This window comes from Mariniflexile sp. (assembly GCF_052728615.1).
The window spans coordinates 24,188-46,677 of the sequence record NZ_JBFVFE010000010.1 but is presented as its reverse complement, the minus strand read 5'-3'; the positions used below and the strand labels follow the sequence as shown (position 1 = coordinate 46,677).

24 protein-coding genes are annotated in these 22,490 nt (G+C 35.7%); 6 read left to right on the top strand and 18 right to left on the bottom strand.

Translation table 11 applies throughout. The annotated features are described in order from the left end of the window. Positions 1–7 precede the first annotated feature (7 nt). The gene (locus tag ACU1LP_RS05940) at positions 8–148 is read right to left on the bottom strand and encodes a hypothetical protein (RefSeq protein ID WP_445735837.1); all 141 of its coding nucleotides are present in this window, start codon (positions 146–148) and stop codon (positions 8–10) included. A 284-nt stretch (positions 149–432) separates the two neighbouring features. On the opposite strand from ACU1LP_RS05940, the gene ACU1LP_RS05935 reads away from it, so the two are divergent. From ACU1LP_RS05935 to ACU1LP_RS05920, 4 genes are all read left to right on the top strand, one after another. After that, the gene (locus ACU1LP_RS05935) at positions 433–1,320 is read left to right on the top strand and encodes a YihY/virulence factor BrkB family protein (RefSeq protein WP_445733091.1); all 888 of its coding nucleotides are present in this window, start codon (positions 433–435) and stop codon (positions 1,318–1,320) included. Between the two features lie 202 nt (positions 1,321–1,522). After that, the gene (locus tag ACU1LP_RS05930; protein WP_445733092.1) at positions 1,523–1,693 is read left to right on the top strand and encodes a lmo0937 family membrane protein; all 171 of its coding nucleotides are present in this window, start codon (positions 1,523–1,525) and stop codon (positions 1,691–1,693) included. A 53-nt stretch (positions 1,694–1,746) separates the two neighbouring features. After that, complete coding sequence (locus ACU1LP_RS05925) at positions 1,747–2,172, top strand: OsmC family protein (RefSeq protein ID WP_445735836.1); 426 nt, start codon at positions 1,747–1,749, stop codon at positions 2,170–2,172. Between the two features lie 33 nt (positions 2,173–2,205). Next, positions 2,206–2,652, top strand: coding sequence for a response regulator (locus ACU1LP_RS05920; RefSeq protein ID WP_445735835.1), 447 nt, complete (start codon positions 2,206–2,208; stop codon positions 2,650–2,652). A 463-nt stretch (positions 2,653–3,115) separates the two neighbouring features. Here ACU1LP_RS05920 and ACU1LP_RS05915 read toward each other — a convergent pair whose 3' ends face one another. The 12 genes from ACU1LP_RS05915 to ACU1LP_RS05860 form a co-directional block, all read right to left on the bottom strand. Beyond that, positions 3,116–3,628, bottom strand: coding sequence for a pyridoxamine 5'-phosphate oxidase family protein (locus tag ACU1LP_RS05915; protein ID WP_445735834.1), 513 nt, complete (start codon positions 3,626–3,628; stop codon positions 3,116–3,118). A gap of 34 nt (positions 3,629–3,662) precedes the next feature. Continuing rightward, positions 3,663–3,977 carry a four-helix bundle copper-binding protein gene (locus ACU1LP_RS05910; protein WP_445735833.1) on the bottom strand — a complete coding sequence of 105 codons (315 nt, stop codon included), beginning with the start codon at positions 3,975–3,977 and terminating at the stop codon, positions 3,663–3,665. 530 nt (positions 3,978–4,507) lie between these two features. Then, complete coding sequence (locus ACU1LP_RS05905; RefSeq protein WP_445735832.1) at positions 4,508–7,105, bottom strand: ATP-binding protein; 2,598 nt, start codon at positions 7,103–7,105, stop codon at positions 4,508–4,510. 23 nt (positions 7,106–7,128) lie between these two features. Further along, positions 7,129–7,575, bottom strand: coding sequence for a response regulator (locus ACU1LP_RS05900; RefSeq protein WP_445735831.1), 447 nt, complete (start codon positions 7,573–7,575; stop codon positions 7,129–7,131). Positions 7,576–8,409: 834 nt separating this feature from the next. Continuing rightward, positions 8,410–8,754 (bottom strand): hypothetical protein, encoded by a 345-nt coding sequence (locus ACU1LP_RS05895; protein WP_445735830.1) that lies wholly within the window; start codon positions 8,752–8,754, stop codon positions 8,410–8,412. A gap of 182 nt (positions 8,755–8,936) precedes the next feature. Continuing rightward, entirely contained in the window at positions 8,937–9,839 is a 903-nt protein-coding gene (locus ACU1LP_RS05890; RefSeq protein ID WP_445735829.1) for a mechanosensitive ion channel family protein, read from the bottom strand. A gap of 11 nt (positions 9,840–9,850) precedes the next feature. Next, positions 9,851–11,680, bottom strand: coding sequence for an SLC13 family permease (locus ACU1LP_RS05885; RefSeq protein WP_445735828.1), 1,830 nt, complete (start codon positions 11,678–11,680; stop codon positions 9,851–9,853). 1,048 nt (positions 11,681–12,728) lie between these two features. Further along, a complete protein-coding gene (locus tag ACU1LP_RS05880; RefSeq protein WP_445735827.1) occupies positions 12,729–13,370 on the bottom strand; it encodes an NADPH-dependent F420 reductase in 642 nt (213 codons plus the stop codon). 24 nt (positions 13,371–13,394) lie between these two features. Further along, entirely contained in the window at positions 13,395–14,012 is a 618-nt protein-coding gene (locus ACU1LP_RS05875) for a nitroreductase family protein (protein WP_445735826.1), read from the bottom strand. 209 nt (positions 14,013–14,221) lie between these two features. Continuing rightward, entirely contained in the window at positions 14,222–14,989 is a 768-nt protein-coding gene (locus ACU1LP_RS05870; RefSeq protein ID WP_445735825.1) for an SDR family NAD(P)-dependent oxidoreductase, read from the bottom strand. A 171-nt stretch (positions 14,990–15,160) separates the two neighbouring features. Continuing rightward, positions 15,161–16,183 (bottom strand): AI-2E family transporter, encoded by a 1,023-nt coding sequence (locus ACU1LP_RS05865; protein ID WP_445735824.1) that lies wholly within the window; start codon positions 16,181–16,183, stop codon positions 15,161–15,163. A 43-nt stretch (positions 16,184–16,226) separates the two neighbouring features. After that, a complete protein-coding gene (locus ACU1LP_RS05860) occupies positions 16,227–16,466 on the bottom strand; it encodes a DUF7218 family protein (RefSeq protein WP_445735823.1) in 240 nt (79 codons plus the stop codon). A 293-nt stretch (positions 16,467–16,759) separates the two neighbouring features. Here ACU1LP_RS05860 and ACU1LP_RS05855 point away from each other — a divergent pair, with 293 nt between their 5' ends. Further along, on the top strand, positions 16,760–16,945 hold the full coding sequence (locus tag ACU1LP_RS05855) for a CsbD family protein (protein ID WP_445734370.1): 186 nt from the start codon (positions 16,760–16,762) through the stop codon (positions 16,943–16,945). A gap of 82 nt (positions 16,946–17,027) precedes the next feature. Beyond that, positions 17,028–17,837: a TerC family protein gene (locus ACU1LP_RS05850; protein ID WP_445734371.1), complete on the top strand. Its 810-nt coding sequence runs from the start codon at positions 17,028–17,030 to the stop codon at positions 17,835–17,837. A gap of 423 nt (positions 17,838–18,260) precedes the next feature. Here the strand turns inward: ACU1LP_RS05850 and ACU1LP_RS05845 are convergent, their stop codons facing one another. The 5 genes from ACU1LP_RS05845 to ACU1LP_RS05825 all read right to left on the bottom strand — a co-directional run bounded on the left by ACU1LP_RS05845 (position 18,261) and on the right by ACU1LP_RS05825 (position 22,287). Beyond that, on the bottom strand, positions 18,261–18,794 hold the full coding sequence (locus ACU1LP_RS05845; RefSeq protein WP_445734372.1) for a lipid-binding SYLF domain-containing protein: 534 nt from the start codon (positions 18,792–18,794) through the stop codon (positions 18,261–18,263). A gap of 305 nt (positions 18,795–19,099) precedes the next feature. Next, positions 19,100–19,948: a mechanosensitive ion channel family protein gene (locus ACU1LP_RS05840; RefSeq protein WP_445734373.1), complete on the bottom strand. Its 849-nt coding sequence runs from the start codon at positions 19,946–19,948 to the stop codon at positions 19,100–19,102. A 20-nt stretch (positions 19,949–19,968) separates the two neighbouring features. Beyond that, on the bottom strand, positions 19,969–20,718 hold the full coding sequence (locus ACU1LP_RS05835; protein WP_445733028.1) for an MlaD family protein: 750 nt from the start codon (positions 20,716–20,718) through the stop codon (positions 19,969–19,971). Between the two features lie 7 nt (positions 20,719–20,725). After that, positions 20,726–21,469 (bottom strand): ABC transporter ATP-binding protein, encoded by a 744-nt coding sequence (locus tag ACU1LP_RS05830; RefSeq protein WP_445734374.1) that lies wholly within the window; start codon positions 21,467–21,469, stop codon positions 20,726–20,728. Beyond that, positions 21,469–22,287 (bottom strand): MlaE family ABC transporter permease, encoded by an 819-nt coding sequence (locus ACU1LP_RS05825; protein ID WP_445733274.1) that lies wholly within the window; start codon positions 22,285–22,287, stop codon positions 21,469–21,471. The genes ACU1LP_RS05830 and ACU1LP_RS05825 overlap by 1 nt, the downstream gene beginning before the upstream one ends. Positions 22,288–22,490: the final 203 nt, after the last annotated feature.

Sequence of the window (22,490 nt, the reverse complement as noted above, 5' to 3'; positions counted from 1 at the left end):
CCAGTGCCTATTGGTTGTTGATTGAAACCGTTTTTAAATCTGATATTTGGATTTTGGACGGTACTATATAATCCATCAAGAACTCTTCCAGACTTAAAGTTCTTTTTACAATGGCATTTTGTTGTGTTTTAAATCTTGGATTTTTCATGTCTAAATGCTTCTTTTGTTATTTATTATTGTATGTTACAAAGTTGCAACAAGAGCCTAGGCGTTTTGTTACACAATTTTTTCATTGTTTTATATAATTTTAATAATGCTGTTTTTCCTTAAGAAAATATTAAGGATCATTGCCGTAAAAGTGTGTAATGAGGACCGTTTCATGAGAATTGAATTTATAGGATTTTTATAATGGGAAATTATTAACGCTAATTCTTTGTGTGATTAGGTTAAATATATCAGCACAAATTAATTTACTTTGAATAAATGTTTTTTATGGACGGTCAGATTAAGGATTCCAAACATAATCACACCTTTAAGCTCATGCACTTGCCAGGGCTTTTAGTTAAAACCTACAAGGCCTGGATAGATAAGGAACCCTTTAAATTAGGGGCTATAGTTGCTTATTACGCCATTTTGTCGCTTCCGGCATTGCTTATCATTATAATGAATGTTGTTGGCGCCGTATGGGGTAGGGAATTGGTACGTGGTGAATTACAATCGGAGATTTCCGCAGCTTTGGGACCCGATACGGCAACGGCCATTTTAAAAATGGTTGCCGAAAAGGGCGATGATCCTACTTCTTTGTTTGCTACCATTTTGGGCATTGCTATCTTATTATATGGTTCTACAGGTGTGTTTTTCCAGCTGCAGAATGCCCTGGACAATATTTGGGAAATAAAACAATCGTATTCAAGCGAATTCATTGCTACTTTAATGGGTCGGTTAAAAAGTTTTGGGTTTATATTAATATTCGGATTTTTACTTTTAATAAGTTTTGTGCTTACCGCACTCCTTACCACATTTGCCAACAGGCTTTCCAAAATATTTTCAACGGAAATAGTAGGTATTGCTTATGTAATCGATGTTTCATTATCCTTGATTTTTGTGTACATTCTATTTGCTGCTATGTTTAAGTTTCTCCCCAGCAAACACATTAAATGGAAAGCGGTAAGGGTTGGCGCCGCTTTAACCGCCCTATTGTTTATAATTGGCAAATACATCCTTTCCTATTACTTCGGAAAAACAGAACCAGGCTCCACTTATGGTGCTGCAGGGTCTATCATCATTGTGATGCTCTGGACTTCCTATTCCAGTTTAATTCTGTTTTTTGGCGCCCAGTTTACTAAAATATATTCAGACAGGTATTTAATAGATAACTAATTGAAGTACACTAATTTGAATTCTTATATTCATGCAATAAACAAAAAGTATAGTTTGATTACGCTAAAAATAGTTTGTAATTGAGTTAAAGCAACCTGTTTATTAAGGTTATTTTTAGCCTATCATATTTCAAGGTCCATAAATAAAAGAAACGTTGAAGTGTGCATAAAATAATTAAGTACTAACCTTTAAACTATTTATTATGAGAAGTATTCTTTGGCTAATTGCCGTTATCTTTATTTTCATCTGGATTTTAGGATTTTTTGGATTTGTGGCAGGAATTGCAACAGGAGGTTTAATCCACATTCTTTTAGTATTGGCCATCATAGCCATTCTATACAATATCATTTCTGGCAGAAGGCCTTTGGATTAATCTACTGAAGCCATTACATTAATGAAATAACATACCTTATAAAAATTTAAAAAATGAAAAGACATACTACCGCCGTTTGGAGTGGCACCGTAAAGGAAGGAAAAGGATATTTGACATCGGAAAGTAAAGCACTTGACAATATGCAGTATTCTTATAAAAGCCGTTTTGAAAATGGAACAGGCACCAACCCTGAAGAATTAATGGCGGCAGCCCATGCTGGCTGTTTTGCCATGAAATTGAGTGCCGATTTAACTGAAGCTGGATTTCCTCCAGAAGTACTGGAAACCAAATGTTTTATAAGTTTGGAAGATGGTGCCATCACAAAATCAGAACTGGATGTTAAAGCTAAAATCTCCGGCATTAAGGATGATAAATTCCAGGAGCTGGCCGAAGGCGCAAAACAAAACTGCCCTGTAAGCAAAGCTTATAAAAATTTGGATATAAGCCTAAAAGCCAGTTTGGAAAATAAGATGAATTGATTTTCTTCATCTTCAACCCATTTTACTAAAGTTATGCTACAAAAACCGCTCTTAATTTACCTAGCTGATGACGATAATGAAGACCGTATGCTTTTTAAAGAAGCGTTGGACGAGATAGACTTGGATGTTTACATAGAAGATTTTGATAATGGCGTGACCCTTATGGACCAGCTTTTAAAGGCCGAAAATTTACCGGATGCCATCTATTTGGATTTGAATATGCCACTGATGAACGGGGAGGAATGTTTGAACGATATTAGAAATGAACCCAAACTTTCACACATCCAAATAATTATATACTCCACGTACGTAGATGAAGCCATGGCAGAACGATTGCATAAAAAAGGTGCCAATTGGTACTTAATGAAACCAAATTCTTTTAATAAGCTTAAAAATTTATTGCGGAAAAGTTTAGAGTATGTTTATATAGGTTCCAAAAATACAGCTTCCCTTTCAAAATTTATAATAACCGCTTCTTAATGGAAACAAAGCTTGTGTTTTTTTAAACAAACCTGCAAGTTGTTCGATTTTTAAGGACAAGCACCTTCTTCCTTCATTTACAAAGCCCTGCTTAAAAAAAAAGCAACTTTATAAAACCATTGTTGTCTGGGGAAGAATCAAGACCGCTTCGCTGATAGTCCCGATAGCTCTATCGGGAAAAGAACATAGACTGGCTTTGTAACCCATTGATAAACAATTTGGTTTTTTTAGAATTTTTGATAACTCTATTTTCTTTTATAAATTTAAAAAGCTAGCCCAAAAGTCTGATAATAATTAGAAACGCCCAAAAACGCACATATTGATGCACTACAAATATTTTAACCGGACAACTATGAAACCGAAATATATTTTTTTCAGTATATAAAGTTGCTACCTAAGTACATGACAAAAATTAAAACAATGAACTCATTTAAATTACCTGATTATCCATTTCTGGGTACTATCAATAATTTTGTAAATTAATTTCTCCTTTATTACCAAAACCTGAAGTACCATCAGAGATGGCGCCCCCAATCATTTTAAAAAATGACACTAATTTATTTTCCTCGGAATCCCAATAATAAGCGTTTTCCACATTTAGGCTTAGCAACACCAAGTTGGGGTCGTCTTTACCGTTGTACCAATTGTTCAGCATGGGGCTCCATAATTCATCTGTTTTTTTATCGTCCTCAACATGGGTAGCATTGCCAAAAATTGAAATATATATTTGGTTATCGTCATCTAAATATATAATTTGCACTCTATTATCAAAGGTAATATCTTCAAAATGACTGCTGTCCTTTGAAGAAAAAAACCAAATATCACCTTGTTCATCAACCTGTTGAAGGGTCATAGGACAAACTGAAAAAGGTATTTTATCCAGTCTGGTTGCCATCATCACTACCTTGGGGCCATCAATAAGGGCTTTTAGTTTTTTTACCCCATTTTTATCTTTTGTATCATTTTTATTGCTCATTTTTATGGTTTTTAAATTAAATTTCTCTGTTTATTTACGCCACATATTTACGGCAGGCTTCCGCACAGGCTTTACAAGAAGCTGCACAGGTTTTGCAATGCTTGTGGTCATGCTGTTCACATTGGCTGGCACACCACTCGCATACTTCGGCACACAATCTGCAATATTCTTTGGCAAAAGTACTGTCTGCCACCATAAACTTAATGCACATTAAGCAAGCATCCACACATAGTACGCAACACTTGGGGCAGTCGTTCATACTTTCTTTTCCCGCCATTTTTATTAAACAATCTTGACAATCGATCAAGCATTGTTGGCAGGCTTTTATACAACTTTCATAACTATTCATAATTTAAATATTTGAGATTAGACTTATATTCTTTTCTAAATTTAAGATATCAATATACTTTGCCTTTGCTCAATAGATAAAATTTTTGACACTATAACATATCTTACACTTAAGCTTCTAAGAAGTAAAAAAGAAATTGTATTAATAAAATATGCGAATCATATGTTGAAAAGATTAAAACTCATTACAATTTATAAGAAAATATTAGGGGCGTTAGCCCTAAAATCGTTGTAGATTCAAACGTTAATGAAATAAAAAGGGGCGTAGCCCTGTTATCTTAGTAAAATAACACGATAACGAACAAAGATATAGCCCTGAAATCTAATAAACATGGTAAACACACAAAGACGTCAGAGCTACGCCCCTAAGTCATCCTCTTCACATTTTACTACAAGGACTAAAGGGCTAACGCCCCTAAGTCAAGCGCGCAATCCAATTTTCAGTCGGCTAAATAGTCACAATATTTTAACCCTTGATTCGCATGAAATGGTAAAATAGAACAATCAAGAGTACAATTGTGAATTTTCCCTTTATAGTTCAGGTAGGTAAACAATAAATTCGGCGCCAACGCCTTCGGTAGCTGTAGCATACATATAGCCATTGTGGTTTTCAACAATTTTTTTACATATTGCCAAACCAATGCCAGTGCCTGAATACTCTGTTTTTTGGTGCAGACGTTGGAACACTTCAAATATTTTTTCGGCATACTGTTGGTTAAAACCGATGCCATTGTCCACAAAAGATATTTTATGGTACTGACGGCTTGATTTTAATATATATTGTGGCAATTCTGAAGCAGGTACTTTAGTATATTGAATCTGTATTTTAGGTGTTTTGTTGGCGTTTTTGTATTTGATGGCATTGGATATGAGGTTGGTGAACAACTGCTCCATTTGAAACACCACGCCTTTTACTTTTGGCAAATTATCTGAAATGATTTCCGCTTGGGAGTCATGCATACTAGTGGATAAATCTTCCTTAACCTTTTCCAGCACCGTGTTTAGGTCGATTTTTTCAAAATCTTTTTTACTACTGTCTATCCTAGAATAAGCCAGCAAATTTTGAATAAGCGATTGCATTCTATGAACAGCTTTGATTACTTTACTAAAATACTCTTGACTTTTTATAGAAAATTTTTCCGCCTCCGTATCTTCAATTCTCAAAGCGAACAATTGTATTTTTCGCAAAGGCTCTTGCAAATCATGACTTGCTACCCTGTTAAAAGATTCCAATTCGCTGTTCCTACTCTTCAGTTCTAAATTACTTTTTAGCAATTCCTCTTCTGCTTCTATGGTTTCCGTAACATCTTGTACCACACCTACCATAACCATAGTATCATTTCTATTTATAAATTGGCCATTGGTTTTAAAATGCTTTAGGCGGCCCTGTTTGGTGACTATGCGGTAGGTATGCTCCTTGGTAAGGATTTTTTCTACGGGATTTAATCCAATTTTTTCAAATTCTTCCAAATCTTCTGGATGTATAAATTCCCTGTATTTTTCAAATGAAGGCAGAAACTCATTAGGGCCATACCCTAACATTTTATGGAAATTATCTGAAACTTCAGAAACATTGGTGTCCATATCCCAAAAGAAACTCCCCGTTTTAGCCATACGCTCAGCATCCTTTAAAATGGAATTTTGGATGACAAGTTGCTCGTTTAATTTAATTATTTGTTCTGTCTTTTCCTTTTCTTCCGTAACATCCCTGCTTGTTATGGTAACGCCATCACCCAACTTAATGGCGGTAGCACGGAACCATTTTACTGTACCGTTTCTATTATAAGGGACTTCATAATTCTGGGGTTGATCATTCTCTATAGCTTTTACCAAATGCTCGAAAACACCTAGTTTGAATATATTTGGATACACTTCTGAAACTTTACTGTTTTTTATATCATCAGGAATATCGCCTGTCAAAGGACTTATTTTATCATTGACAAACAAAATTTCAAAATCTACAATCTTACCGTCTTCGTCCCTAATGCTTTTAAAATGCATGACGATATGTGTAATACTTTTAAAGATATTGGTTAGGAGTGCCCGATTGTCAAGCAACATTAAGTTTTGGTTTTCCAAGCGCTTTTTAAGATTCAGCTCCATTTGTTTAGCTTCTTCTTCGGGCGTGGAATTTCGATAGGTAACCAATATACCCTCAGCCAAAGGCGTGACCAAACAACGAAACCACATTCTTTTCTCATTGACAATAAGCTGTCTATCAAAAATAACTTTGTTTTTTTCGTTATAGGATTGTATTAATTCCTTTATCTCCTCATAATCTTTATGTAAAGGGTGTGCTTTTATTACAGATTTATCGAGCATGTCATTAGGTTCAATACCTAAATAGTCCCGGTTACACTCGTTTGCAAATACAATCTTGAAATCCATTGGGTTTTTGTCGCTATCGAATACGGGCTCATAATAGTTCACAATATTATCTGTAGTGGACAGTACACTTTTCAAGAAAGCTTCCGATTTTCGGATCTTAAGTTTGTTATTGTATATTCTGAAGAAAGAAATAATGAATACCGACAGCGCAAAAAATGTCAAAACCAATAACATGTTGGGCGTTAACGATTTGTGAAATGCATACTTTTCTTTTCTTTCGTGCATTAAACGCTCCTCGTTTTCAAGCATTCTGTTTTTAATGCTCCTAATTTCATACAAGGTCTTCCCAATTTTTATTTTTTGCAATTGGCGTGCTTGCACGATATTTTCACTGTCTTGATAATTGGCCACCTCCAAATCTATAAGCTGGCCGTTCAACTTACTTAGTAAAGCACTTAAAGGTTTTATGCGCGCTACCTGCAATTCATTATCCTTTGTAAGGGCACTTAAAGTGTCCATTATTTTTTTTCCCTCTAGTTTGTAGGCTTCAAATGCTGTGTTGGCGGGTTTATCGTTTAGTAGCTCTTGCCTAAATTCTTCCGATTCGGCTTTGGTATAATGTGTGGTGAGGTCGCCAATGGCATTATGCACTTGCAGGGTGTGCACCACCAGTTCCGCAGATTTCTGCGTTAGCATAATTTGCCTATATGCCATACTGGTGCTGAACAAAAGCAGGATAATAGCAATTACCAGTAATACGATATAGGTTTTTGAGGAGGTATAAATACGCTTAAAATCCATATAATTTTAAATACAAATAGAATTTAAATACGAAACAGAAAGGTATCCTTATTTGAATTACAGGCATGATGCTGCCAATTGAGTTTAAGGACACGCTCTACCATTTCCCGCAATTTAGTAAAACTATTGGGTTTATTTATATAAATATTGGCGCCCTTTGAAAAAGAATCTTCAATATCCTTTTCTGAGGAAGAGGTGGAGTATATGGCTATGGGCAAATCCTTTAATTGGGGGTTGCCACGTATTTCGGTTAAACATTGCATGCCATTTTTTATGGGCATATTAAGATCGAGGAAGATTAAGTTGGGGAGCTGGATATTGGGCTGGCAAAGATAGTCCAGTAGTTCTTGGCCGTGTTTAAATAGCGATAAAGTGGTTTTTACCGATATTTCCTCTAAAGCTTCGCTGAAAAGCATTCTATCATCCTCATCATCATCTGCTAAAATAATATTCAATAAATTAGGGTTCATTATCTTAATATGTTATAAAATGTTAGATATATTTTTTAAAGCTAAAAACTTAATATAAACCTGATTAAACCTATATAATTAATAATGCGAATCAAGTGTTGAAAAGATTAAAATCCATTACGATTTATAAGACAATATTAGGGGCGTTAGCCCTAAAATCATCGTATAGATACCAAACGTTAATTAAATAAAAAGGGGCGTAGCCCTGTTATCTTCGTAAAATAACACGATAATGAACAAAAAACACATAGCCCTGAAATTCAATAAACATGGCAAACACGTACACATTATTTTATTAAAAATGTCAGGGCTAACGCCCCTAATTCATCATCGTGCCTCATTTTTTTACTACTAATACTACAGGGCTAACGCCCCTAAGTCAAGCCCGTAATCCATTTTTCAGTCGGCTGGATAATTACAATATTTTAACTCTTGATTCGTATTAATAACAAATTAAATAAAGCATCCTGCATGTGTTGAAAACTAAAATTGATAAAAGAAACCGAATAATATTTAAAAAAAACAGTCCTTTCAATCCAATTCTATCATGGGCAATTTGCAACCTGAAAGATAAATTATTTATTTGACAAATTATATAGTGGTTTAACTATTACTTAAATTAAACAATAAACGCATAATACGCTTAACAAAAATATATAAAAGCCCTGAAGAATACATACGCTCCGGCAATTTTGAGAGGTGTTAATTGAGAAGTAATTTTTCATTCGAGGGAGAATGTGGGATGTTAAATTTGAATACACAAACAACCTTGGGCTAACGTGAAACATCCACTTTTTAGTGCTTGTTTGAATACTTGAACTAGATAGATATAGTTTATTCATTAATATTATTGATATTTTTTTTGTTGGAAATATTTGCCTCTGGTATATTATTAAAAAACTCGGCAACTTCTAAATCGGCACTGGGACCGTAGCCCGACAGAAACGTCCCCTTTTCATTTTTGTTTGTTTCAATAATATAGAGTATGGACATATCGGAAGGGTCGCTCATGCCTTCGTATCGGTGTTCGGCAACAATAAAGATATCCTTCGGTGCATATTCAGATTTGGTATCGCTACTTATAAGCGTATCATCTTTAAAGTGAAAATTGGCAGTATAGCCCTTACCTTGATAAATTTGTATATAATCCTTTTCATGTTTAGCGAATTCACTATTCATTTCTTTAATGTTTTATGATTGATAGACATTCCAATAAACCGGTACATCCACGTGCTACAAATTTGCACAAACAAAAGCACAAACAATAACACTATTAAATTCAATTTTAACGGTATTCATTTTTCAAAATTTGCAGCGATTCCACCTCTGGGAGAAAAGGCCACTAAAAAACTACGGATTTTCTATTCACTTTGTTTCTCTTTATTTTCAACATCCAAATGTAAATTGGTTTTACCAAATTCCAGAGTACGTATAGGAAACGGAATGGTGATGCCTTTTGCATCAAAATGGCTTTTTATCAATTTCATGGCTTTGTGCCTAGCCGCATGTTCCTGTGCCACCCTTACCATATCGATCCAAAAACGGACCATGAAATTAATGGAGGAATCATCAAATTCGGTAAAGAAAAACTCTACGGATTCTCCTTCCTGATGTTCAAAATTTTCACTTATAATGCGTGTTACCAAATCTTCAACCTCTTGAAGGTTGCTATCATAGCTCACGCCACACGTTACCGTAGTCCTACTGCGCTCACTTATGGAATAATTGGTAAAAGAATTCTCCACAAATTTAGAGTTGGGAATGATGATGTAATTATTGTCCGTTTGCCGCAATACAATATTTCTAAGGCTTATTTCTGAAACAAAACCATCGGCATCACTGGTTTTAATATAATCGTTTATTTTTATTTTATCCATAAAGGAAAGCACTAAACCGCCAAAAGTATTGCTCAATGTGCCTTGAAGCGCCAAACCTATGGCCAGACCCAACACGCCCGCACCTGCAAGAACACTGGTTAAAACTTTGTTGAGGCCCAATACGCTCAGCGATATAAAAAACCCCATAAGAACAATCGTTATAAATGCAATTTTTGCGACAATATCCTGTATGGATTTTTGGGCGATTCGCCGTAAAAGGAAATTTTGTAAAATCCTTCTAAAACTCCGTGCAATAAAATAAAATGCTACCATAACCACAATGGCCATAATAAAATTTGGCAATTTAAGAATAATGGCATCTGCCCATCCATCCAATTTATCCCATAATTTGCTTATGGAATCTTCAAAAGAAAATTTATCATTCATAATACTATTTTTTATAACATTTTGGTCAACAATATGGTGGCTACAACCCATAGCAATAAACTAAGCATCCCACCTATCAGCAAAAAGTGTTTGAATCGGTAATTGCCAATACCGTAAATCAATGTATTTGTTTGGTAGCCTACGGGTGTAAAAAAACTAAAATTGGCAGCGAACATAACAGACAGAATAAAAGGTTTAAAATCCAAGTCCATCCCATGGGCCAAAGAAATGGCTATGGGCGTCATAATAATGGCCGTGGCGTTATTGCTTACCACGCCACTTAACAACATGGTAACAAAAAACAGGGTCCCTATAATAATGTAAGGAGGTTGCCCGCCCAAAAAGCTTAACAGTTTTTCTGAAATCCACATATCGGCCCCTGTATTGTGCATGGCAAAGCCCAATGGGATCATACCTGCCAACAAGAAAAATATTTGCCAATTCACTTTTTTATATACCGTGTTCAAATCCAAATTTTTTGTAATGAGCAATATGCACACCCCGGTCAATGCACTTACCATGATGGATAACAACCCACTTGCTGCCAAAGCGATTACCAGTAGTAGGACCGATAATGAAAAGTACTTTTTTAATTTCGAATTTTTATCTATTTTATCAAATTCTTGTAGCGATACCACGTTTTCCATGGTGGCTAGGGCAGGTAGTTTTTCTTTTGTTGTTTCTATCAATAGGCGGTCGCCCGCTTTCAATACCAAACGGTTCATGCTACCGCGCACCATTCTATCTTGTAGGTGTACCAAAGTTTTCCTTTTTTTTATGGCCAAAGGTATGGCATCTTGCAGCATAAAGCTACGTAAACTCCCCATGGTTTTGCCCAATAACGATGCGCCGGGAAGCATTAAAAGTTCCACAAAAACCTTTTCGTCCAGTTCGGAGGCATTGGTTTTGTTTTTTTTCTCTTTTTTTTGTTCGATCTCCAATCCCTCTATACTTTCCCCTTCATAGACACTCAATTTTTCTGATGTTTTAATTCGTGCCAAGTTTTCAATATTGCACATCAAAAGCAATTCGTCATCCTGCTTTAAAGTAATATATTTTCCGGGGGAATTGTGAATGCGGTTATCCCTGATCAACTGCAAAAGCGACACCTCGGGATTTTCATATAAAAAGGTTTCCTGGATTTTTTTTCCTATCAATTCTGAATCTGCATTAACACGCACTTTGGTAATATAATCATCGATCTTATAATCGTTGCTCAGGTTTCGTGCCTTATCCCAAGGCAGCCAACGCAAGGTAATGGTAAGGTACACCACCGAGATGCTCAAAAAAATAATGCCCATGATGGAAAACTCGAAAAAACCCAGTTTTTCGGCGCCCAAATTTTTTGCAACAGAATTTACGATCAAATTGGTTGAAGTTCCCATTAATGTGCAAGACCCTCCCAGAATACCGGCAAAAGAAATGGGCAATAAGAGTTTTGATTGTGGGATTTTATATTTTTCCGAGAGTTGATTGACCATCTTTATAAATACAATGACCACTGCGGTGGTACTGATAAAAGCAGATATACTCGCCGTAACAAACATAAAAATTGGCGCCATGATGTAAATAGGCAAAGATTTCACTCTACCTATGCCCGATGTAAGCCAATCGATAACGCCGTTTTCTTCCATGGCAACAGCCAGTATCATTAAAGCCAGTACCGCTATAGTAGCACTGTTGGAAAAACCGCTGATGCCTTCTTCGGGCGTTACCAATCCCAACAAAATGAGCGATACTATTATAATAAAAGCTATTTTGTCTATGGGAAAAACTTCAAAAACAAAAAGTACTATGGTGACCAATAGTACCGAAAATATCAAAATAATTTGCCCGTCCATTCGTAAAAATATTGCTTATGTTGATTATACGGTTTTTGCTTATTCGGGCCATGTTAAATATAACAGGGTGTACAACAGATTTCCCTTTTTTTGCAATTCGTCCGATAACAAATACGGTTTCCGCCAACGGCCCTGGAGAGGGACGAAAACCTGTTAGATACTTTGAGGCCTTGTAGGTTTGCACTCAGTATTTACCCTTCAGGTCAAGATTCCAGTTTTAGGGAAATTTGCCGCACACCCATGGTAACTTCCAATAAAGGTAGATTTATATTTTTTATTTGCATTCAAAAATACATTAAATTTATGGCCATCTAGGGTCGGAAAACACAAATACTTAAAATCCATTTTCATCATGTAATTTCTTTTTATCTTTTCTGGAGCCAAAAAAATGGTGCCGCCCGCATTTTGGGCTACCTCTATCCATTTGTTAACATCAGCTTTACTTTCGGTCTAAAGCGGTTCTGTACCTAAAGGCACAGAAAACCGTGTTTTTAGATGGTGCTACCCAAATTAAGTCCGTAACGGGAACAGGGCAAACGCATTAAAATGAATGTTCCTATTTTTAGCCATGTCCCAAGCCATCGGTATCACTAATTCATACAAATCCATTCATTATTTGAAAATATTCCCGCAAATAGTATGGATGTGGATTTCACTGATTTCGCAGACCCATCTGCCGACAGGCAAACTTTCAATCTGCTTTAAAAATCCCTGCTGGTATTTACTTCCAGTCCATACAAGTTTACTTAGCTTGTTGCCAAGGCACCTATAACTTAATAACGAACAATTTATGTGCCCTAAAATTTTTATAATACTCCGAGGTTTGCATAGAACTTATCTTGGCTTTTTCTATTTCCTAAAAAATGGCTGAAATCCGCCCATATTTCGTTTATTTTCTTATGCATAGCGATGTTATGTATTTCAAAAATAGTCCCATCTGAACATCCCGATATATCGGGATTCTGTTAAAAACAAAAAGTCAAGATGAGTTCATAAAATAAAAATATTCTGGATACAAACCTCGGAGACTTGATACTGTGCTATTTGCCTAATGTACTCTGGTGGTATTGACCAACGCTTGCAACGTACTCCTATCAAGGGATTTTCCATAAATAGCTTGATCTGGATCCATAATATTGGTATCACTTAAGTTGCCCACATACAGGGCATCGAACCCCATATCCTCTATGAGCTGCTTGCCCACTGCCCTACTTTCTTGATCTTGGGCAGCAAAAGGAATGGCCAGCTTATCAATGGTACTAAATGCGCGGTCTTTTAAATGCTCTGCGTGTATGGTATTAAAGGCTTTAACTGTTTTTGCCGTAGCAAATTTCATTGCCGTATATTCTGAAGCATTGTAATTTGCATCCCTAACTTTTTGAGCCATTTCACCGTCTCTTTCCGGGTATGGGTTTGTGGCATCAATAATAATTTTGCCCCCGTACTCCCCGGCATAAAGTTCAGATATTTTATCAATCGCTTTAAATGGCATGGCCAATAAATAAACATCGGCATTGGCCTCAAAAGCTTCTGTTACACTCACTGCCTCGGCATTTTCGCCTGCTTCCTTAACCAAACTCTTCAGTTCGTTAGGGTGTCTGGAACTAAACAGCACTTTGTGCCCTGCTTTGCTCCAATGTTTGCCTAAATTGCCACCTATGTTTCCGCTTCCTATAATTCCTATTTTCATAACATATCATTTTTAAAATTAAACTTATTTATTTTTATTTTTATTCCACGCCCCTTTAAAGGCAAATGTTTCAGCATCCCTTCTTTGGCGTTTTGCAACTTCCTGTTTTTGTAATTCTTCAGTTAACTTGTCTAAATTACCTCCATAATACCCCAATGCTATGGCGGTTGTAACATGAAAACCATCGGGCACATCAAAAACCTTTTGGGCCTTTTCCCAATCTACGCCAGCCATGTGGTGCAAACCAATGCCCAGATGCTGTGCTTGCACGGTCATAGAGCCCAAACACAGCCCTAGATCATGTAAGGCATGAAAGTTTTCTTTTCCGTCATCAGTTTTTTCCTTATAGGCCGACAACATTAACAATGGTGCATTGTTAGCCCATTTTTTATTGAAATCGCTCAAACAATCAAAAATAGACTGGTATGCACCGGTGCCTTTTTCTGCATAAATAAAACGCCACGGTTGCAAATTATTGGAACTTGCAGACCAGCGAGCCGCTTCAAATAGCTGATTTAAATGTTCATTTTCTATATTTTTTTTCTGGAAGGTTCTGGGACTGTACCTGTGCTTTAAAAGCGATAATATTTCATAATCAGTTTCTGCACTGTTTTTTAATTTTACTTCTTCTATGTCTTTCATAATTATTTATTTGATTGTTTTAACAAAGAACTCATCTTGACTTTTTCTATTTCCTAAAAAATGGCTGAAATTCGCTCATATCCCGTCTATTTTCTTATGCGTAGCGATGCTATGCCTCTCAAAAATAGTCTCATCTGAACTCCCGATATCTATCGGGATCAACTCATTTTCGGTTAAAAACAAAAAGTCAAGATGAGTTCAAAATATGCTTAGGCACTTAAGCCACCATCCACTACAAAAACACCACCATTGGCATACTTACTTTCATCAGAAAACAAAAACATAACCATATTGCTTACGTCTTCTGGTTCTGCATAGCGTTGTAACGGAATCTGTTTTTCAAACGATTTCTTTACTTCCTCGCCATTTCCTGGGTTCATGCCATCTTCCAAAGAGCGCATCATTCTATTATCTACCACACCCGGATTTACGGTGTTAACACGTATTTTGCGTTTGCCCAGTTCTAAAGCTGCTGTTCGCATAATACCAATAGTGGCATGTTTACTGGTAATGTAGGCTACCATTCCGGGAGTGCCCTGAAGTCCTGCCACCGATGATGTGATCACAATACTGCCTCCATCTTCAATTTTTGGAATAACATGCTTCATGCCCAAATAAACACCTTTAACGTTTACAGCCATCACTTTATCAAATACCTCATCTGGATATTCGTGCATCGGCTTTACTTTACCTTCAATACCTGCATTGTTGAAGAAAAAATCTATTTTTCCGTAAGTGTTTATACAGGCATCCACATATTTTTTTACATCCTCGGCTTTCGTTACATCTGCCTGTACATATTGAATTTGCAAGTTCTCGGATGCTGCTTCATGTTGTTTTTGTTTTAAGACATCTTCGTTAATATCGGTAATCATTACTTTGGCTCCTTGTTCTGCCAATTTTTTTGCTGTAATAAATCCTATGCTTCCAGAGCCACCGGTTATCAATACTACTTTATCTTTAAATCTATTTTCCATCGCTAAAATCTTAAATTCTTATACATAGAACTCATTTAAAGTTCTTGGATTGAGTTTATATTGCAAATTATGTATTTGTATGCTTAACCATTGACTTAAATAAAATGATTATTAACCCAAAAATGAAAATGGGATGCTAAAAGTGATTTTAAATACAGATGATGCGCTTGTTCAAAGCTTACCCGTAGTATGTTTGGAATATTCCTTTTTATAAATACGCACAACCAAAATGAACAAACTTATCAATAATGGCCCAAAAACCAAACCGATAAACCCAAAGAGAGGGATACCAATAATAACCCCTATAAGGGTGATTAGAGGATGAACATCATCCAGTTTTCGCAAAACGTAGAGGCGAATCAAATTATCTGTGGTACCCACAACTATCAGACCGTACAAGAAGACGCCCCATGCTTGAAACGCATCACCGTTGGATAGTGCCAATATAAAAACCGGGAGAATTCCCAAAAGACTTCCCACGAAGGGTATCATGGAACCAATGGTAACCACCACTGCCCAAAAAAACGGACTTTCAACGCCAAATATCAGAAATCCTATTAACGAAACAAAACCTTGGGCAATAGCTACTAGAGGAATCCCTAATGAATTGGAACGCACCATGGCATCCATTTCCTTGCCCAAAGTTTTAAGGTTATCTTTACCTATGGGAATGTACTCGATTAAAACCTCTCTAAGTTGCTTACGGTTTGTAAGCATATAAAACAGTAAAAAGTACATAATGGAAATAGCAATAAATGTGCTAAAAGTGCTTCCTAAAATGTTGGATATGCTACTGGTTAACGAACTGGATATGGCGGAAGCATCAATTTGGTCTGTAATGTTGTAACCTAGCGCATGTTCCCAATCTGTCATTTTTGTTTTGATGGCCTTTATCACTTTCTCTGAGTTTTGGGCCGCTTTTCCTATTTTATTGCCCAACATAAGCACGGTACCTGCAATGGGAAGCAAGATGGTTATAAAGGATAAAAACATTAAGAATCCAGCTGCCAAGTTAGGGTTCCATCCCTTTTTTTCCAACTTTTCCATGAATCCGTTTAATAATACATACAGTGTGATAGCTCCCAATACCCCGGAAAAATAGGGTATCATTTCCCAAAAAATCAAAACTCCCATTAAAAGGATCAATAAAAGAGTAAAAATTTGACGGATTACTTTTGGATTTATGATATTCAAAATTTATGTTTGGTTAGAGTTATTGAAAATTCGGAACACCTTACTAATTATTTCGCAAAGCGTGCATCAGTGCTGCTTTATCCATTTTGGAACGCCCTTTTATACCTACGTTTTTGGCCTGTTCATAAAGCTCACTTTTTGTCCACTTTTCATAAGGTTTAGCCTTACCGCCTTTTTTACCTGCATTTGGGGTATTGGCAATGCGCGCTGCTTTTTCCTTACTGTAGCCCTTCTCTCTAAGTGCTTCGTACTGATTTTCATTTTTTATACTTGGAATAGCCATGATCTTTTAATTTGATATGATACGTTGCTGGTTTTGAATTTTTATCAAAAATTCATCAATTTGAATTAATATCGCAAGTAAAATTCAACAAAATTTTACCGTCAATCAAATTTTGTGAAAAAAAACCAAGATTACTTAACCTAATCGCACAAAATATTAACTTCAAAACCCTTTCGCACTTTGCTTTTTTATTGCATCAAGAAATTATTTTTTTGAGTTAATGAAATAGGATTGGTTAGATTAATTTTATTTCATAATGAAATTAATAATGTTTAACTAAAAATTTTAAAATCATGAATAAAGATCAATTAGAAGGTAAATGGAAACAAATTAAAGGTAAATTCAAACAAAAATATGGTGATGTTACCGATAATGATTTAACCTATTCTGAAGGGAAATTCGATGAAATGTTGGGTAAACTCCAAGAAAAAACAGGAAAGAAAAAAGAAGAATTGAAAAAAGAAATTGAATCTTGGTAAAAGCACCTCTGCTTTTGAATATCAATAACCCTATCCCCCTAATTTTATACATTAGGGGGATAATTTTTTTACAACAACAACTATGTTTGAAATTTTCACTACTACCGATGGATGGGTAGCATTGTTGACCCTTACCTTTTTAGAAATAATTTTAGGTATCGACAACATTGTATTCATATCGATAACCGCTAACAAACTACCCAAAAAGCAACAAAAAAAGGCCACAAACTGGGGGCTTTTACTTGCCATGGTGCAACGTATTATATTGTTGTTTGTCGTATCGTATTTAGTGGCCCTTAAAAAGCCGTTCTATTCCATAAACAGTTCTTGGCTATCTCTTGGCATAAGCTGGCAAAGCCTTATATTGTTTTTTGGAGGCTTGTTTCTTTTATACAAAAGCACTTCTGAAATACACGAAAAATTAGACACCCCTGGACAAGAAGAAAACCAATTAAAGGCAAAAAAAATCACTAGTCTTAAAAATGCCATTGTTCAAATACTGTTAATTGATTTTATTTTTTCGATAGATTCCATTTTGACCGCTGTGGGGATGACAAACGGTATTGGAAACACCCCTGAAGATGCACTTGTTTTAATGGTTACGGCCGTAGTGGTTTCCATCCTGATTATGATGCTTTTCGCAAATACCATTCGGACATTCATCAACCAAAATCCTTCCGTACAAATGCTGGCACTTTCTTTTTTAATACTGATTGGTTTTATGTTGGTTACCGAAGCGGCACACCTATCTGGAACTATCATTTTTGGGAATGAAATTGGTGCCATTCCAAAGGGCTACCTTTATTTCGCCATTACATTCTCGTTGTTGGTTGAGTTTTTAAACACGAAATTAAAAAAGAAGGTTAAAGTTGAAGAAAAGAAAGGTGTTTAAAATAGCAGGATTTGGATGCATGAGGCAAAAAAAGGTTGGCGCAAATTACCAATCTTTTTCGTATTAAAAATTCAATGTCATTTAGTTAAGGTTCTTTTTAGATCCCGAAACAAGTTCGGGATGACAAACTTACCAGCACATTGTCATGCTGAACTTGTTTTAGCTTCTTTTTGTTTGATATTTTTTTGCAAATCATTACCCAATTTCCTTAACTAAATGACATTGATTAAAAATTATTTTAGTACATGACAAAAAATTATATTAACATTTATTAAACTCTATTAAGCCTACTGAAATCAAGACCTGTCAGGTTTTAAAAACCTGACAGGTCTGAAACGCCAAATATTATAGAGCTATTGACAATCAGTCATTTAAAATGTATGTTTCAATTTTTGTCATGTACTTATAAAAATTATTCATTATTTATTTAAAGGCATGGTATTCAAACTTTTGGCCGCCCACCGACGCATCCGCCATAAGGCCTGCTTTTGGTAAAGCAAAAACCATAACGCCATCCGAATAACTTGCGTTTTCCGATTTTCCTTCTTCCGCAACAACCGCTGAAGCTTCAGCAGAAAATTCATAATTCCCTTCCATAAATCGATTTAAAGCGGCATCGGTTTCAAAAAAGATAACTTCTATAACAGCTTGTCCGCCCGCTTGAAGTCCGATGTTAATTTTCTTTAGAGAAGTCATCCCAATGGGTGTTCCATTTTCATAAACAACACCGTTTCCGCTGGCACCGCCTATAATCAATCCACCCTTTCCAACGTTAGGGAAAATGGCATAACCAGAAGCGTGGTCAAAGAATTTTTCAAGGCCTGCATCTTTGGCGATGAGCGTTTTTTTAGCTTTTTGCGCATCCGCCATTATTTCTTTGTCTTTATTGTTCTGTGCAGTGGCTCCAACAGTTACCAGTAGAAGGCACACCACCATCATATTTTTTAGAGTTTCCATAATTTGTGTTTTTATTGTTATTATATACCAAATTTAAAGAAACACCTGCTTACAAAGTACCCCGATTGGATGGATTATTAACTCAAAAAAACGGGTATTGGGGCCAATAAGTTATTGAGCATGGAGTGAGCTAGGGATAATCATTAGGACCATATAGCTTTGAGGAGGATTATGGAGTTTTTGCTTAATGAACTCATCTTGACTTTTTGTTTTTAACCGAAAATGAGTCTAATATATATTGCACCCCTGTAATCTACACCCCTATAATCTCCTCAAGGGGATAACCAATTGCGTAAAAACTTCTTTTACTTCTTTTCAATTTGTTCTATGGAAACCGTGGTGGTTGGTAAGTTAAAGCCTCTAGATTTTAAGGCGGAGTAAACATTTAGTTGCAAGTCTGATTTTAATTTTCCGCCAGGTGCTTCCAGGGAGTCCGTTCGGTACCAATAATAAACCATAATGCTTACCAGATCGTTTTCTATTTTTTCTACTATAACAGTATGGTTGGGTTTTTTTAATGCAAATTTATTTTCCTTTAAAATAGAATCTATAAGCTGTATGGCTTCATGTATTCGGTCATCGTGTGCTACGCGAACAATAAAATTGTTTCGCAACAATTCATCAATAGTAAAATTTTCCAAATTATTTTTTAAAATGGATCCATTGGGAATATAGGCGTCAATACCATCAAGTGTTTTTATGGTAGTGGAGCGCAAGCTCATTTCTATAACATTGCCTTTTATGTTCCCTATTTGAATTAAATCGCCAATTCTAAAAGGTCTTTGAAACGCCATTAATATGCCTGCCAAAAAATTTTCGCCAATGTCCTTTAGCGCAAAACCTATAATAAACGTGGTTAATCCCGCACCTGCTAAAATTTTATTGGTAACATCATTAAAACCTAAAATGCCCAAAGAGATCACAAATAAAATAATAGTTAGCACCAATGAAATGATGCTCAATATAAAATCAGCTATCAAGGGGTCATTGGCCCTGGAAATAATTATTTTTTTGGAATATTTGTTTATTATTTTGATGATTAACAAGCCTATTATAAACATCAAGACCGATAATATAATGCCTGGTAAATTGGACACTAGACTGATCCATGATTGATAGATGGATTCTTTAAATACATTTATTTCCGATTCCATAAAATGGTACAAACTTAAAATTATTTCACTTTATTCCCAGCCTCTTCTTCTGCTTTATTCTTAGCCTCTTTTTCAGCTTCCTCTTTAGCTTTTTCCTTTTCTCTTTCTTTCTTTCTAAAATAACCCCTTAAAAGAAAATTGTTTTTGGCCGCTTCCATGTTTTGTTCCAAGCCTTTGGAGCCCTTTCTTAAATTTTCAAGGGTTTTTTCCAAATCTTTGGCTACACCTTCGTCGTTCAATAATGCTCCTAGAGTGCCTTCGCCATTATTAATATCAATTAACATGCTTGCCAATTCATCGGTTATCACTTCGGCATTTTCCGCACTCACTTTAATGGACGATAAAATATCGGTAAACTCTACAGGCTCAAAAGATTGAATGGTAGTACCGTCTTTAACTTCGCCCGTTTTGGAACTTCCCTGTGAAATCATTAAAATTTTATCGCCAATAACACCTTCTGAGGTAATGGACGCTTTACTGTCTTTTTTAATGAATTTTTTCACGTCCTTGTTTATCATAACCATAACATTTACCGTGGAATCATTAACAATTTGAATGTTTTCAATAGTTCCGACTGAAATTCCCGAGAAACGAACCTGACCTCCAACTTGAAGTCCGCTTACATTCCTAAAATTGGTGTAAACCTTAAATTTTGTACTGAATAAATTTTGGTTATTCCCTATAAAAAATATTATTATAAACAATATCAAAATCCCTAAAGTTACAAAAATCCCTAATTTTATTTTATATGAGTTGTTATCTGTTTTCATAATATTTCTATTTAAAAAATGATTGTATGTACGGATCGCCATCATTGACGAACTGCTCTAAACTGCCTTCTTTATAAACCTTTCCGTCCTTTATCATGGCTATTCTATCTGCAACAGTTTTTACACAGTTGATGTCGTGGGTAATTATTATGGATGAGTTTTTAAATTTGGCTTTGGTATCGTTTATTAATTTACTGATCTCGTCGGAAGTAATAGGGTCTAAACCCGTGGTGGGCTCATCATATAAAATAATATTGGGGTTCACCACCAGTGTTCTAGCTAATCCAATTCTTTTTTTCATGCCTCCTGATAGTTCTGATGGCATTTTATCGATGGAATCCGGCATCCCAACATTTTCCAAAGCTTCCACAATTTTGTTGTTTATTTCTTCCTCAGAAAATTTTTCATTCAATCTTGCAAGTGCAAAAGTTAAATTTTCCCTAACCGTCATGGAATCGTACAATGCCGCACCTTGAAAAAGAAAGCCTATTCTTTTACGGACTTCAATCAAATCTTCTTCATTGATATCGGTCAGTTCATATTCCCCAACGACGATGCTTCCCGCGTCGTGTTTCAACAGATTCACAATGCACTTGATCAACACCGATTTTCCGGAACCCGATTTTCCCAATACCACTAGATTTTCTTCTTCATGAAGTTGCAGTGTTACGCCATCGAGAACTTTTTGGTCCCCAAAGCTTTTTTTAAGATCTTGAATATCGATAATAACCTTGTTTGTGTTTTTTCCCATTATAGTAAATCGGTTATTTGTACAGCAATTAAGTCCACAATGATCAATAATAATGAGGCGGTCACTACTGCGGAATTTGCCGCAATTCCCACACTTTCTGTTCCTCTACCGGCATGATAGCCTTTATAGCAACCCACTAAACCAATCACGGCACCAAAAAAGAATGATTTTATTACCGCAGGAATGATATCTATAAAATCTACGTTAGCAAAGGCTTGGTTTAAAAACAGATTTAAACTTACCGTATCTTTAATATTTATGCCTAACCAACTCCCAAAAATACCAATGGCATCGGCATACAAAGTAAGTATGGGTATCATTACGGTAGCAGCCAAGACCCTGGGTATTATTAAAAAATTGATGGGGTTGGTGTTCGATACTTCCATGGCATCAATTTGTTCGGTTACACGCATGGAACCCAATTCGGCTCCCATACTCGAACCTATTTTTCCGGCACATATCAATGCGGTTATTACAGGCCCCATTTCCCTAATTATAGAAATGGCAACCATACCGGGCAAAATGGCAACGGCACCGAACTCCACCAAAGGCGGTCTGGATTGAATGGTTAAAACCAAACCCACAATAATACCGGTAATGGAAATTAAGCCTACCGATTTATTGCCAATGTGATAGCATTGCTTTAAAAATTCTTGAAACTCGAACTTCTTGGTTATAAAATTCCTCAAGACTATTTTTAAGTACTCCACAACATTTGCCGTATCTATAAAAAAGGACTCCCCTTTTTCCTTTAGCGAAGTGATGAATGAAGGAGGTTTTAAAAACATATTATCGGCTTGAGGTAATTTTTTAGGCATAATTATATTCTTGGGATATGCGAATAAAATTACACTCTTTTTTAATTAAAGATTTATAAGATTTTGGGATATTATTATACAATACCAATGAAGATGATGGTTAGATAAAGAATCAAGACCGCTTCGCTTTTAGAATATAGAATAAAGACTTGGTCGTAACTAAATGATAAACACACTAATTATTCTTTAAATTTTTGAAACCC